The following is a 14257-nucleotide window of genomic DNA, read 5'->3' on the forward strand; positions in this document are numbered from 1 at the left end:
GTTACCGATGTGTTAGTTTAATGCAAACGGGGCGCTAAGCCTGAAGGTAGGTACTATTACCTTAAAAGTACGTGTAGTGGTAAAGTTCACCATGCTGAAGTAACCCCTCATAGCCCCGAAAGGAGAAGAAAGCAGGCAGCCACTGCTGTAGGTGTGTTTTTCGCCGGGCTTTAATACGGGCTTTTTGCCGATAACGCCTTCGCCGTCTACAATTTCAAGGTCGTTAAGGGAGTCGTAGATTTCCCAGTGACGGGTATTCAGCTGAACGGAGTCTTTGCTTTGGTTTTCTATGGTAACCTGGTAGCTGAAAGCAAACTGTATCCTGTAGTTTTTGAAGTAAGTACCTTCAAAACTGGTAGAAACAGAAATCTTTATGCCTCGTGTTATTTGTGTTACCATATCTTTTTGCCCTGATACTGAATGGTTGATGCAAAGATAGCAATTTATATATACGCAGGCTAACCGCTGCTTATTAAATTACTGCCAACAGAATTTTAACTCTTTGTGTTTTAGTTGATAATGTTTTCCGAATTTGCTGTGCCGTGGCCTACAACGCGGTCATAACGTTCATTGTTCTGGCGGTAGTACACAAAAATGTCGTACTGGTTTTCGGTCTGGTAATAATTGCCGTCCGGTGCGTCTTCACCGTCTATAGAACCGTCTTTATTGGTTAAGATGTACATGTAGTTTGTAAAGCCCTGTTTTATCATTATGGCTTTTTCGTATACATTTTCCTTTTCGTTATAGTCCAGTTTATACTCATCAGTCTTGGCATAGTTATTAAACAAACCACCTACGTACACCGATTTTTTGTCAAACAGCAGCGGAGCATTCAGCTTAAAGTATACCCAGCTGTAGTCGCTTTCCAGGTTACTGTCGGTAACACTAAGGTTGTTGTTCAGTATCACAAAATTACCGTTTACATCGGGGTAGTTGGTGTACGGCTTGGTGCCGCGTGCTTCGGTAGGGTAGAGTATGGTATTGTAAATTTCGCCCGAGGTTACTTTAAGCACATTGCCCACAGGGTTCCTTATGCTCTTGTTTTCGAAATACCAGTACTCATTGCCGCCCCAAAACTGGGTTTCCTTATTATACTTGTATATAAGGTCGTTGCCTATGGTGTACTGCGGTTTTACGTTGTAAATGGCATTATCAAAACGCCCGTTCTGGAACAGTGCCACTTTAACATTGGTAAGCGGGCTTTGGAACAATACCGATTCGCTTTTTACAGCAAAATCCAGGTTCTGTGTCTGTTGTATGTTTTGCATATCGCGGCCGCGTTTTACCTGTACCGGTACGCTTACACGCTCTTCGTATACTATAAACCTGCGGGTAAATACCACTTCGCGGTCATCATTCAGTATGCTCAGTATATAATTTCCGGTGATTAATATCCGCGTAAACTTATTCGGGAAACTCAGTTCGTACCTGCTGTATATCTGCAGGGTATTAAACGAGTTGTTATAGGTTTGTATACGCTGGTTGTCAAAACCCTGTATGTAGTCGTTAGTTGTAAGCTGGGTGCTGGGTGTCCAGTCATAATTACAATGCTGCAGCGTGTAATAGTAGTTGGCCTCGTTGCCAAACAAATCGTCAAAGGTCACAGTAAAGGTGTCGCCCAGCCTAAAGTACGGGAATACATTTTCATTGTTTTGCCTGAACGAAATTGTTTTTATGTTGTAGGGTGGTGCTACTTCCTGCGGAGACTGCGCAAAAGCACTAATAGAAATGAAAAGTAAGATAATAGCCGCAATTTTGCTTAAAGGCTGTATCATGTTGGTATTTTATTTAAATAATCAACGTAAAGATAGTGATTATATTATTACTAAAAACTTTAAGTATGGGCTCCGGCAGTTTAACATTTTATTGTGATTTTTCAATTATAAGTTCTGTTAATTTTACTTAAAATCATTTAAAATTATGTTTATGAAGAAACTTTTTCTTTTAGGAGCTTTTGCCTGTATGGGGGGGGGCTTTTGCGCAAAACACCACAATCACGGTTAAAGGTAAAAACACCACTACAGTTGAAACTGAGGGTGATAAAACTAAACTTACTATTACCTGTGACCAGTGGTATAATGAAGAGTGTTATAAAATTGTTGTTAATGGTCCGGTTATAGTTAAGGGCTTTCAGGCTCAATTGACAACCTACGAAAATCCTTCAGTTCCGAGGATTTATGAGGGTACAATAGAGCAGGTAGACAGGGGGTCTAATTACCTGGCTATAGAATTGATTTCAGATTAACTAAATATGTAATGGGGAGAGTTATCTCCCCATAATTTTTTTATGAAAAAGCTTATAAAAGTAATTCCGTTTTTATCCCTGTTATTCTTTGGATTTGCCCAAGCCCAGATTAACCCTGCGGCTAAAGCAGATTACAAAAAAATTGACGAGTACGTTGTAGCAAACCATACTCATGACGAACTATCAAATAGTATTACCATACTTTATTCTTCTATCGATTGTGAAAAATGCATCTTTTTCTTGCAATCAATATTGCCTGAGCTTGAAAAAAATAATAGTAAGTTACAGGTTAATGTTGTTACAGACAACATGGCGTATGCAAAAAAAAACCTGAAGAAGTTTAAGCTTGACTATAATTATTATTTCGACAAAAGTGTTTTTTCGATGTTTAATGTAAATGGGAGAACCCAATTATATCTAAGAAAAGGCAAGATATTTATTGATGATGTTACTGCCATCCAAAATTATATTAATCTAAACAACGACGATGGCACTAAATTGGTGGCTAAGTTTACAGATTCCATCGTAATCCCAAGCGACATTGAAACGAGGATTATGCCATTGAATAGCTTTTTAACGGTTAATCCCAAAATGGATGTGGCTTTACTTTTTCAAAGGGATTTGAAATTAAAAGGCGCGGAGGCCTATGAGATTACTTACCTTAGTAAGTCATTAAAAGATTCACTTAGGATTTATAATTTGCAAGAGCGTAACCCAGAACCGGAAAATTTAAAATTATTAACATTTAACGAATTTAGTAAAGCCGCAAGAGAGAACAATATAAGTTTTTGTAAAATACACACAATTACGAGCTACAACAACATGGTTTATTGTACGTTTTCAATAAGTAGGTTGTATAAAAACATAGCAGCAAACAATTCGTACTCGCTATTAACCAATTCTTTTATTGCACAAAAGGAAATCAGGCGAGATGAAGATTTAAAACATCTTATGGAGGTAGATATGTACGATAAAATTTATTTTGCGGATTTGTTTAAATACGAGAACTCGATTTACCCTATGAGTACATGGATTTATGCAACCCCCGATTTTATAGGTAGTGATACTTTTACAACCAATATTAATAAGCTTATCCCGGAAACAGGTAACTTAGAATTTGCGGGTAAAGCTACAGTGCTGCTGGATCCACAAACAAAAACAGGAAAGATTACAGCTATAGATTCACATGCAGAAAAAGTACGGAAAAGAATCAATAGCTTTGAAAAAGATAATTTTGTATATAAGGTTAGGAAAGAAATGACAGATGAAGCAAACAATATAGGCTTTATTGTTGTTACTAAAGAGCAATCAAAAAAAGCAATCCTTTCTAATTAAGTTGTAAAACAGGGCATCTGTATTGTTTTTATCTTTTATGTGAAAATGAAAACAATACAGGTGTTTAAACAATAATTGTATTGGCTTAACGTTGGAAATACTTTAACGCGTATTTAAAACTTTTTTTGTAGTTTTAACAGCAAACCAATTCAATTTACAACTTATGAAAAAAATTTCATTCTGGCTGCTCCTGGCAGCCCCTGTGTTATCTTTTGCGCAAGACTTAAACCAACCCATTCCGCTTGACCCAAGTGTGCGTACCGGCACCTTAAAAAATGGCCTTACGTATTACATTAAAAAGAATGCAAAGCCCGAAAACAAAGTAGACCTGCGCCTGGTGGTAAATGCCGGCTCCCTTATGGAAGACGACGACCAGCAGGGACTTGCCCACTTTATGGAGCACATGAACTTTAACGGAACCAAACGTTTCCCTAAAAACAAGCTGGTAGACTACCTGCAAAGCATAGGGGTGAAATTTGGCCAGCACCTTAATGCCTACACCAGCTTTGACGAAACGGTGTACTTTTTACCCATCCCTTCAGACGATGCCGAAAAGCTGGAGAAAGGTTTCCAGATACTGGAAGACTGGGCATTTAACGCCGTGCTTACCCCCGAAGAAATAGATAAGGAACGCGGAGTGGTACTGGAAGAATACCGCCTGGGCCTTGGCGCCAGCGACCGTATGGAAAAACGCTTCCTGCCGAAGGTACTGTACAAATCGCACTATGCAGACCGACTTCCGATAGGTAAAAAAGACATCCTTGAAAAGTTTAAATACGAAACCCTTACCCGTTTTTATAAAGACTGGTACAGGCCTGACCTGATGGCGGTGATTGTTGTGGGCGATATTGATGTAGACAAAATGGAAAAGAAAATCAAAGAACATTTTGAAAGCTACAAAAACCCTAAAAAAGAGCGCCCACGCGTTACCTACGAACTGCCAAACCATGCCGAAACCTTTGTATGTATAGAAAGCGACAAAGAAGCTTCTAACTCCGATGTAAACATTTTCTACAAAGACAAGGTAACTGCTAAGCCTACCGTTACCGTAGCCGACTACCGCAAAGACCTTGTGGAAGGCCTGTACAGCACCATGATAAACAACAGGCTACAGGAGCAAAGCAACAATGCCAACCCTCCGTTTATCTACGGTTACAGCTACCACGGCGGCGGATGGACACGCGACAAAGAAGGTTACCAGTCGTTTGCCATGACCCAGGATACTAAGCAGCTTGATGCGCTACGTGCCCTGGTAAATGAAAATAACAGGGTAAAGAAATTTGGTTTTGGCCAGGGTGAATTCGAAAGGGCGAAACAGGAACTGCTTTCGTATGCCGAATCGTCTTATAACGACAGGGAGAAGACCGAATCGTCTAACTTCGTGTGGGATTTCCAGAGCAACTTCCTGCGTAAAAATGCTTCTCCATCTATAGCATGGACATATGAAATGCAAAAGAAGTTGTTGCCTGAAATCAAACTTGAGGAAGTTAACGTGCTTATCAACGGCTTCCTGCATGATGACAATCGCGTTATAGTAATGACCGGCCCCGAAAAAGACGGCCTGAAAAAACCTACCGAAGCCGAAGTGCTGCAAATAATCAACTCGGCAGGTAACGATGTTACAGCCTATGTAGATACCGAAGTGGCAAAAGCCCTGCTGAAAAGTGAACCAAAAGCAGGAAGCATTGCCAAAAGGGAAAAGAACGAAAAGCTGGGTACCGTAACCCTTACGCTGAGTAACGGCGCCAAGGTTACCTACAAGAAAACCGACTTTAAGAATGACGAAATAATGATGGAAGCTGCCAGCTTTGGCGGTACCAATCTGTATACAGCCAGTGATTACCGCAAAATACGCTGGGCAAACGGCGCTATAGACGAGACGGGGTTTGGCGGATTGAAGAAAAACGACATCACCAAATTCATGTCGGGTAAAATAGCTTCGGTATATCCGTACATATACAGCTATGGTGAGGGCATGAGCGGCAGCGCTACCCCTAAAGACCTGGAATATATGTTCCAGATGATATACGGTTACTTTACCGATATCAACTACGACAACGAGGCTTTTGAAACGTATAAGCAAAAACAGTCGGCATACTTTGATAACATGATGCGCGAACCGAGCTACTACTTTATGCAGGAGGTTTCTGCGTTTATGAACAAAGACAACCCACGTTTCCTTGGCGTAGTGCCTGACCAAAAGTCATGGGCCGATACCGATTATAAATTTGCCTACGAAAAAATGAAAGAGCGTTTTAACAACGCTGCTGATTTTGAATTCTTCTTTGTAGGGAATATAGACGAACCGAAATTTGAAGCGCTTGCAAGCAAGTACCTTGCTTCACTGCCTTCATCTGACAAGAGGGAGAAAGTAATAGATACCGGTTTCCGTACTGCTAAGGGTGATACTAAAAAGGTATTCAACAAAGGTACAGAGCCGAAGAGTTCGGTACGCATCAACTACTACGGTGAAACGACGTATGACGCCAAAGAAGCACTGGCTATGGAAGCCCTGGGCGAAATCCTTACCATAAAACTGGTAGAGCAGCTTAGGGAAAGCGAAAGCGGTGTGTACGGTATAGGCGCTTACGGCTACATAGGCAAAGTACCTTACGGGCAGTACAGCTTCAACATTTCATTCCCGTGCGGGCCTGAAAATGCCGAGAAGCTTACACAAAGCGCACTGCGTGAACTGCAAAAAATTGTAGATAACGGTCCTGACGCAAAAGACCTTGCCAAATACAAGGAAGCCGAACTTTTGGAATACAAAAAGAACCTTAAGGAAAACGACTTCTGGCTGAATGGTTTCAGTAATGCATATACCCAGGGCGAAAACGCTGAAGGCCTGCTGAAAAGGGAAGAAAAAGTAAATGCTATTACAGCAAAAGATATACAGACTGTGGCTAAAAAGTATATAGGCAAAGATAAAATCGTAGCCATACTGATGCCCGAAGAAGCCAAATAATACATAGCACTATTTATTAAAGAAGCCGCCTGAGAATGTTTTCAGGCGGCTTTGCTATGCTTATAGATTTGTTGTTTGAAGAATGTGTATACCCGTTTTAGATGCCGACCCTGAAGGGGTCGCGTGGATTATCCAGGGGCAACGCCCTTGGCAAACGAAATTAAAACCATTTATGATTCCCTGGGGTTTCATCTCGGGGCTAATACGCGCGACCCCTTCAGGGTCGGCAAAAAAAAATCCCGCCGTAGCGGGATGTACTATAGTATTTATTAGAATATCAATCCTTAAAACACACCGGGATGATTTCACCTTTCGCAAGGCAATAACGCTCCACATCCTGTGGGTCTAGTTTTTTGGTATAATCTTCTTCTGCCACACGGAAACCTATACTGCGCAACTTATCGAAATAATCACGGCCATACACCCTTACGTGGTCGTACTGCCCGAAGATGCGTGCGCGTTCCTTTGGGTCGGTGATGCTGTTGTCTTCAAAAGTTACGTCACGTTTCAGGTCTTGCGGGATTTGCAGTATTGCCATACCGCCCGGTTTCAGTACGCGGTATAGTTCCTGCATCGCCTTGGTATCATCGGGGATGTGTTCCAAAACGTGGTTGCACAGTATAATGTCATACGCATTGTCCTGGAAGGGCAGGTTACAAATATCGGCCTTCACATCCGCCAGGGGAGAGTAGAGGTCGGTAGTGGTGTAATCCAGGTTCTTCATCCCACGGAATAGCTTGTAAAAAGCCTGCTCCGGCGCAAAGTGCAGTACTTTGTGCGGTGAGGTGAAAAAGTCGGTTTCGTTTTTCAGGTACAGCCAAAGCAGCCTGTGACGCTCCAGCGACAGTGTGCTGGGAGATAGTACATTGTTCCGCTGGTGCCCGTACCCATATGGTAAAAAGTTGCGGAAACTACGCCCGTCTATAGGATCGGTATAGGTGCTTCCCTTAAGGGCAAATGCCAGCATGGGGCGCGCTACATAGCTAAGGCGTATAAGCAGTGGCCTCGGTATGGTATTTAGTATGAGTTTAAAAATCTTTTTCATTTGTTTGTATAGTAACACAGAGATGCACAGAGTGAGCTCAGAGATACACAGAGTTTTTAAAGATATAGATTACCATCCTGCGGATGGGAGTTCTCTGAAGGGTGGTGGATAACACGCTTAATACCGTTCTTCAATATCTTAGTGTGAAAATTTATTAATAGCCCCAATGGGTAATTACCAAGTTTAAGATAGGTTAATAGTTGTGCTTGATGTACATCAGTAAGTTCTTCGACAGATTTCAATTCAACTACTACTTTACCTTCAACTAACAAATCCAGTCGATAACCCTGACTTAGTACGATTCCTTTGTAATGAACTGGTAGCAACTTTTCTTTTTCGATCTTTAGATTTAAAAGAGAAAGCTCATAGGCAAGACAATCTCTGTACGCAGATTCTAACAGACCCGGCCCGAGATTACGATGGACTTCAATAGCAGCACCGATTATTTTATGGGTCAACTGATTTATTTCCATAATGTTTTCTCAATTTTTTGTGACCGTCTAATTAGTAGGTAGTTGCTCTATCGCTACATTCCGTACAGCTCTGTTGTCTCTAACCGAGGGTCAACTCAGGAAATCTTTGAGTATCTCTGAGCTCACTCTGTGCATCTCTGTGTTACTTTTTAAGTCAAAAAAGATAGTCTTAAATATTTCATTACACTACCAGTGGCACTTTCCTGAATTCCTCTTCCTCATCACTTTCAATACCCAGTGCCTTGTACACATATTTAAAGGTGCTCAGCAACTCAGGCTTACCATCTACAAGAGCAACATCGTGTTCAAAGTGTGCACTTGGCTTACCGTCGCGGGTAACAATCGTCCAGCCGTCTTTAAGGGTGCGTACGTTTTTAGTGCCAAGGTTAATCATCGGCTCAATGGCCACTACCATACCTTCCACGAACAGCTTACCGCGTCCGCGTTTACCGTAGTTCGGCATGTTAGGTTCCTCGTGCATTTTTTTGCCCAGGCCGTGGCCTACCAGTTCGCGTACTACGCCATAACCCTGAGCTTCGGTGAATTTCTGTATGGCGCTGCCCACGTCTTCTACGCGGTTGCCAATCTTAAATTCACGAATGCCAACATACAAGCTTTGTTTGGTAATATCAAGGAGTTTTTTGGTTTCAGGGTCTATTTCGCCTATTTCAAAAGTATAGGCATGGTCGCCGTAGTAACCGTTCATAAATGTGCCACAGTCTACCGATACTATATCGCCTTCTTCAATAGGGCGGTTAGTAGGCAGGCCGTGTACAACCTGCTCATTTACGCTGGTTAGCAGGGTACTGGGGCAACCGTAAAGGCCCTTAAAGCCCGGCAGTGCACCGTGGTCGCGTATAAATTCTTCGGCCAGGGTGTCCAGTTGCAGGGTAGTAACGCCGGGTTTTATTTCTGTAGCCAGCATGCCCAGGGTTTTACTTACCAGCAGCGCGCTTTCGCGCATTATCTCTATTTCCTCGCGGGTTTTAGGTATAATCATGTTTCGTATAAATCAGGCTGCAAAAGTAACTAATTTCTACTACTTTAATCAGGATTAGCCAGTATTTTAAACAAGTCGGCCTTGCTGAAGAAATAACGGTTTTCCAACGCAATTTGCTGCAGGCGTGCACTGATAAGGTTGTTTTCGCGCGTGTTTATAAGGAAGAATGAACTTTCGCCAAACGAAAACAAGCGCTCTTCCGATTTCAGCATGGTGCTGTAGTCGTTTACCAGCCCGCTTATTACCTCGCGCTGTTCGGCTACGGCGGTAATCTCGGCCTGTTGCGAATCGATTTTGTTTTTCAGTTGCAGGCGCTCCTGGCTCAGTTGCAGCGATGCATCCTGTATTTTAATCTTGGCAAGCTTCAGCGCGCCACGTTCCTTACGCAGGAAAATAGGGAAGTAGAAGTTTACTGCAAACTTATAGTCTTCAAAACGGAACTGGTCTACATACGACGGTTCCGAAATATAATGGTAACCCACATTCAGTTTGGGCAACAGCATATTTGCCTTCAGTTTACGTTCCACATCCAGCATCGAAATTTTCGTTTCCATAGCCTGTATCTTCGGATGGTTTGCCAAAATGCTGTCCGTTTGTGTAAAGGCGGTCGCGTTAAGCGACTCATCTATAGTACCCGTAAGGTTATCCTGTGGTGCCAAAGTTTCCGATACTTCTACCGGAACATCCTCTATCCACAGGTAGTTGGAAAGCTCCAAACGGGCTTTGGTCAACTTCAGGTTAGCATCTACCAGGCTCAGGCGGCGGCTTTTTATGGTAATACCCGATTCTACACTGTCTATGGCAGGCTTATCGCCCTGTTCTATCAGTTTCAGTATACCCTTATAACGGGTTTGCGAATAGCCAAGGTAATCATTATACATCTTTGCTTCCTTATAGGCTTTCAGCCAGTTGAAATATGCTGCCGAAGCATCGTATAACACAGCAACGGCCTGTAGTTTCCTTTCTGCTACACTAAGGCGTTGCTGTAATTTAGCCGAACGCACATCGGCCATACGCTGGTTAATAAAAAGCCCCTGCCCGATAGGCACCGTAACGCCCAGTGAGGTTAGCCCTGCATTTGGCAATGTATTCTGGGGGTTCAGGTATACTCCTTCACTGTTGTCAAAAGCAGCTTTTATCTCAATGCCGTACCAGGTAGGTATCTTAAAGCTGCTGCTTAGCAGGGAGTAGTATTCGTAATCCTTAAAGCGCTTGGTGTCATAGTCTACCTCAATCTTCGGGTCGAAGCCCCCGCGTGCCTGTAGCAGTGCTGCCTGCGCCTTGCTCAGCTCCAGGTTGGCACGCTTCAGCACCGGGTGGTATTTTTTTACATACCCCAGGTACTCGTCAAAGGTAAGGACGTCCTTATCCAGCTTCTGTGCGTGCGCCAGTACGCCGAACAGCAGCAGTGCCAAAAGGGTAGTTATATTCTTTAATCTTTGCATACGTTGTAGCTTACTTTTTATCTTTTGCTTTATCCTTTCCTCCCGAAGCATCTTTCGGCTGGTAGTAATTCGGCGGGAAGCCGTTTAGCGTCCGCCATACCTCGTACCATACCGGTACGGTATTCAGCAGGGCCACGGTTTGTGCGCCTGCGCCTATGCTCAGTTCCTTTGGCCACTCTTGCTCCTCTTTATCCGGCGCTACCAGTATGCGGTATTTGCCGTTAGGGCTGATAAAGTTTTCTATAGCCACCACGCGCCCGCCAAAGGTACCGTAGCTGATGCCTGGCCACCCGCTGAACACTATGGTAGGCCATCCGTCAAACCATACCCTGATTTTTTCGCCACGGTGTATTAGTGGCAGGTCTACCGGGTCTACGTAAGTTTCTACGGCAATCTCGTATCCCGCAGGCATAATGCTTACTATAGGCGTGCCCTCTTTAATGGTCTCGCCGAGGCCCGCCTGTATAGCTTTGTTCACGTAGCCGCTTTGCGGGGCTTTTATGTAGTAAAGACCGTTCCGTATGCTGTAGTTTACGTACTGGTTTTGCAGCTTGTTTACCTGTGCTTCGGTATCGTACTGGCTGCTAAGTGCGGTGTACTTATCGCTGTTTGCCTTAGATATTTTCTCGGCATACTCAGCAGAAAGCCTGTTGATTTCCACCCTTGCGTTTATGTAGTCGTTCTTTGCGCTAAGCAATTTGTTTTCCTGCGTAATAATCTTTGCTTCAGATTCCTGTAGCTTCAGGCGTTTTTCCTCTACATCGGTAAGGGGTTTCAGGCCTTCCTTGTTCAGGTTTACGGCACGGTTAAACTGCGTCTGTGCAATGCGGAGTTGGGTACGCACAGCCTCAAGATCCATACTGTCGCTTTTTACCTTAAGCAATGCCTGCCTTAGCTTGTTTTCGGCCTGCTCACGCTTTAGTTTCTGTTCTTGTTGCAGCGAGCCTATCTGGGTCTCCAGTGCCTCTACCTTGCCGCCGTACGATTCCAGTGCCATACGTTTGGCATTTACCTGGTCGCCGGTATTTTTTACAAGGTTAGGGTCCAAGTAATCCTCTTTAATCTCCGATATAAATAGTATGGTGTCGCCTTTGTTTACAAAGTCACCCTCTTTTACGTACCATTTTTCTATACGTCCGCCTATAACACTGTGTATGGTTTGCGGGCGCTGGTCGGGCTTCAGGGTGGTAACGTTACCCGCGCCTTTAATGTTCTGCGTCCACGGCAGGAATACGATTACTACCAGTGTAATACAAAAGGCGATAATAATCCTTTTAAGTGTTTTATAGTGGGGCCTGTTGTTCAGCTCGGTTACGGTTTTAAAACGTGAGCCGTCAAACGGTATGGCGCTTTTTTCGGTTATGTTCAGCATGGCTTATAGTTTTGTGTCGGTTACAATAGCTCCTTTTTCCATTTCAATAAATCTGTCGCAGCGTTGCTTCCAGTAGTCGTTAACAGACGAAACTATTACAGTCCAGTCGTGTGCAGGGTCAAATAAAAAGTCGATAACATCGTGGGCGCTCTGGCTGTCCATGCTTTCGGTAGGGTCTTCCAGGAACAGCACTTTCGGTTTGCCGGCTATGGCGCGTGCCAACATTATCTTGCGGCATACCGAAGCGGTAAGTTGCCTGCCGTCGGGGTTTATTTCTGTGTCAAGGCCTTTTGGTAAATCTTTTATAAAGCGTGTCAGCCCCATTTTTTCTACAGCCCATTTTATATCGGTATCGGTGATGGACGGGTCGTTAAACTTCAGGTTTTCCAGCAGTGTGCCGTGGAAAGGCGTTTCACCCTGAAGCACTATGCCTGTAAGCGAACGGTACTGGTCGGTATCTATTTTGTTGTAATTACTGTCGTTTACATGGAAAATACCCGACGTAGGGTGCATGTACCCACTAAGGATGCGCAGCAGCGTGGTTTTACCCGAGCCGTTCCTGCCACTTACAAATACCTTTTCGCGCGGTTTGATTTTTACGCTTACTTTTTTCAAGGCGTCTTTTTCGCCGTCAGGGTAGCGGAAGGTAACTTCGTCGGTATCCAGTGTCAGCCCGTTTGTACTGTCTATTGGTTGCGATGTTGTAGGCTGGTCTACTTCAAGGTCGCTTACCTGGCCTATTTTTTCCACTGCCGTAAGTACATCGTATAATGTTTCAAGGCCGGTTATGGTTTTTTCTATTGAATTTAATACCAATAGTATAATGATTTCTGCGGCCACAAACTGCCCGATGTTCATCTGTTGGGTCAGTACCAGGAAACCACCTACAGATAGCAAACCGGCGGTAATAAGCACTTTAAAAACAATAAGCTGGGTGAACTGCCTTTTTATAACCCCAAAGTGTTTTTCCCTGAAGCCTACATAGTCGCCTACCAGGTGGTCGTTTTTGTCAAGGGCATAGTCCATACCATCTTTACGCTTAAAGCTGTTGCGGTTACGGGCTATTTCCTGAAGCCAATATGCCTGCTTGTACTTGTATTTAGACTCCTTCATACTGGTGTCTACACCTTCATCATACGAAAACTTTAATATAGCGTAAAGCAATCCAAGCAAGAGTATACCGAAAATGATGAACACTGTGTGGTATAATGACAGCAGTATGATACCCAGTATGATTTGAAGCAATGCTGTTGAGAAATCCAATAGCAACTTTGATGTACCCTTTTGTATGGTAAGGGTATCAAAAAAGCGGTTTGCCAACTCCGGCGCGTAGTGGTTGTGCATGCCCTTAAAGCTTATTTTCGGCATGCGGTAGGCAAACTCAAAGGACGAGCGCACGAATATTTTCTGTTGCAGGTTCTCTGTAATACGCAGCTGCATAAGCGATAGTATGCCTACAAAGGCCACGCCTACCGTAACCAGTATTACCAGCACTATCCACGATATGCTTATCTGCCCACCCTGTATAAAGTTTATAATAGCCTGTATGCCCAGTGGCAGCGACAGGCTTATAAGGCCGGCAAAAGCGGCATAAAAGATAATCTGGTACACATCCTTCTTATCCAGTTTCAGCAGGTTGTAGTATCTTTTTAATGGGGTCATATCTTTTGTTTTATTATGTTATTAGTAAGGTTCAGGTAAAATTCTGTGGGGCTTACCCTGTTGTTGCAATTGGTAAGCGTTTCAAAATGGTCTTTCAGGAAATGCTGGTGCAGCGCGCCCTGTATTATTGTGCTGGCCAGGCTTTCTGCGTACTTGTATTCCGGTGCGTTTTCTTTAATAATGTCGGCCAGCCGGTGTATAACGCGTTTGTATATCTCATAAAAGCCCTTCCTGTTTTCTTCATCCACTTCCTTAGTAAGGAAGGTTTTGTTGAAATTGTTTATGATTATCTTTTTCAGCAAAGCTTCGTTAATATGCTCGGTGCTTTCATCGTCGGCGGTTTCCTCGGTAACAATAATTATTGCCCTTTGTAATCGCTCTTTTGGTATGCCGAGGTTTGCTACGCCAAACACCAGGCGGTACTCTATCCAGCTCCAGTACCATGATGATAAATATACCAGCAGCATGTGCTTACTTTCAAAATACCGGTATACAGAGCTTTCATTACTTTCTATACGTTCGCCAAGTTTTTTAAAGGTAAATGCCTCAAAACCTATTTCGTGTATAAGTACGATGCTTTCCTTCAGTATCTTTTTACCAAGGTCTGATGTTTCAGGATCTTTAATGTAGATACTGTTGTTTATCTGTAGCTTTAGGTTTGAAAGTATAAATCCCATCTTGAAATAAATTTTCGCAAACTCAATAGTATTACTAT

At 43.3% G+C, this 14257-nt stretch carries 11 protein-coding genes; 2 read left to right on the forward strand and 9 right to left on the reverse strand.

Annotated elements, in window-relative coordinates; genetic code table 11:
* Positions 1-12: 12 nt before the first annotated feature.
* Together apaG and ACZIX4_RS11600 are read right to left on the reverse strand one after the other, a co-directional pair.
* Entirely contained in the window at positions 13-399 is a 387-nt protein-coding gene (gene apaG, locus ACZIX4_RS11595; RefSeq protein ID WP_411405050.1) for a Co2+/Mg2+ efflux protein ApaG, read from the reverse strand.
* 110 nt (positions 400-509) lie between these two features.
* Positions 510-1775: a type IX secretion system plug protein gene (locus ACZIX4_RS11600; RefSeq protein WP_463335802.1), complete on the reverse strand. Its 1266-nt coding sequence runs from the start codon at positions 1773-1775 to the stop codon at positions 510-512.
* Between the two features lie 512 nt (positions 1776-2287).
* Between ACZIX4_RS11600 and ACZIX4_RS11605 the strand changes: the two genes are divergently transcribed.
* Together ACZIX4_RS11605 and ACZIX4_RS11610 are read left to right on the forward strand one after the other, a co-directional pair.
* A complete protein-coding gene (locus ACZIX4_RS11605; RefSeq protein ID WP_463335803.1) occupies positions 2288-3580 on the forward strand; it encodes a hypothetical protein in 1293 nt (430 codons plus the stop codon).
* A 163-nt stretch (positions 3581-3743) separates the two neighbouring features.
* Positions 3744-6545: a M16 family metallopeptidase gene (locus ACZIX4_RS11610; protein ID WP_463335804.1), complete on the forward strand. Its 2802-nt coding sequence runs from the start codon at positions 3744-3746 to the stop codon at positions 6543-6545.
* Positions 6546-6822: 277 nt separating this feature from the next.
* Here ACZIX4_RS11610 and ACZIX4_RS11615 read toward each other — a convergent pair whose 3' ends face one another.
* The 7 genes from ACZIX4_RS11615 to ACZIX4_RS11645 form a co-directional block, all read right to left on the reverse strand.
* Positions 6823-7590 carry a class I SAM-dependent methyltransferase gene (locus ACZIX4_RS11615; RefSeq protein WP_463335805.1) on the reverse strand — a complete coding sequence of 256 codons (768 nt, stop codon included), beginning with the start codon at positions 7588-7590 and terminating at the stop codon, positions 6823-6825.
* Positions 7591-7646: 56 nt separating this feature from the next.
* Positions 7647-8063: a GxxExxY protein gene (locus tag ACZIX4_RS11620; RefSeq protein WP_463335806.1), complete on the reverse strand. Its 417-nt coding sequence runs from the start codon at positions 8061-8063 to the stop codon at positions 7647-7649.
* A gap of 181 nt (positions 8064-8244) precedes the next feature.
* Complete coding sequence (map, locus tag ACZIX4_RS11625) at positions 8245-9063, reverse strand: type I methionyl aminopeptidase (protein ID WP_463335807.1); 819 nt, start codon at positions 9061-9063, stop codon at positions 8245-8247.
* Positions 9064-9107: 44 nt separating this feature from the next.
* Positions 9108-10508: a TolC family protein gene (locus ACZIX4_RS11630; protein ID WP_463335808.1), complete on the reverse strand. Its 1401-nt coding sequence runs from the start codon at positions 10506-10508 to the stop codon at positions 9108-9110.
* Between the two features lie 10 nt (positions 10509-10518).
* The gene (locus tag ACZIX4_RS11635) at positions 10519-11880 is read right to left on the reverse strand and encodes an HlyD family secretion protein (protein WP_463335809.1); all 1362 of its coding nucleotides are present in this window, start codon (positions 11878-11880) and stop codon (positions 10519-10521) included.
* A gap of 3 nt (positions 11881-11883) precedes the next feature.
* Positions 11884-13542 carry a peptidase domain-containing ABC transporter gene (locus ACZIX4_RS11640; RefSeq protein ID WP_463335810.1) on the reverse strand — a complete coding sequence of 553 codons (1659 nt, stop codon included), beginning with the start codon at positions 13540-13542 and terminating at the stop codon, positions 11884-11886.
* Entirely contained in the window at positions 13539-14219 is a 681-nt protein-coding gene (locus tag ACZIX4_RS11645; protein ID WP_463335811.1) for a TetR/AcrR family transcriptional regulator, read from the reverse strand. The genes ACZIX4_RS11640 and ACZIX4_RS11645 overlap by 4 nt, the downstream gene beginning before the upstream one ends.
* Positions 14220-14257 lie beyond the last annotated feature (38 nt).

It is taken from the genome of Flavobacterium niveum (assembly GCF_055231775.1).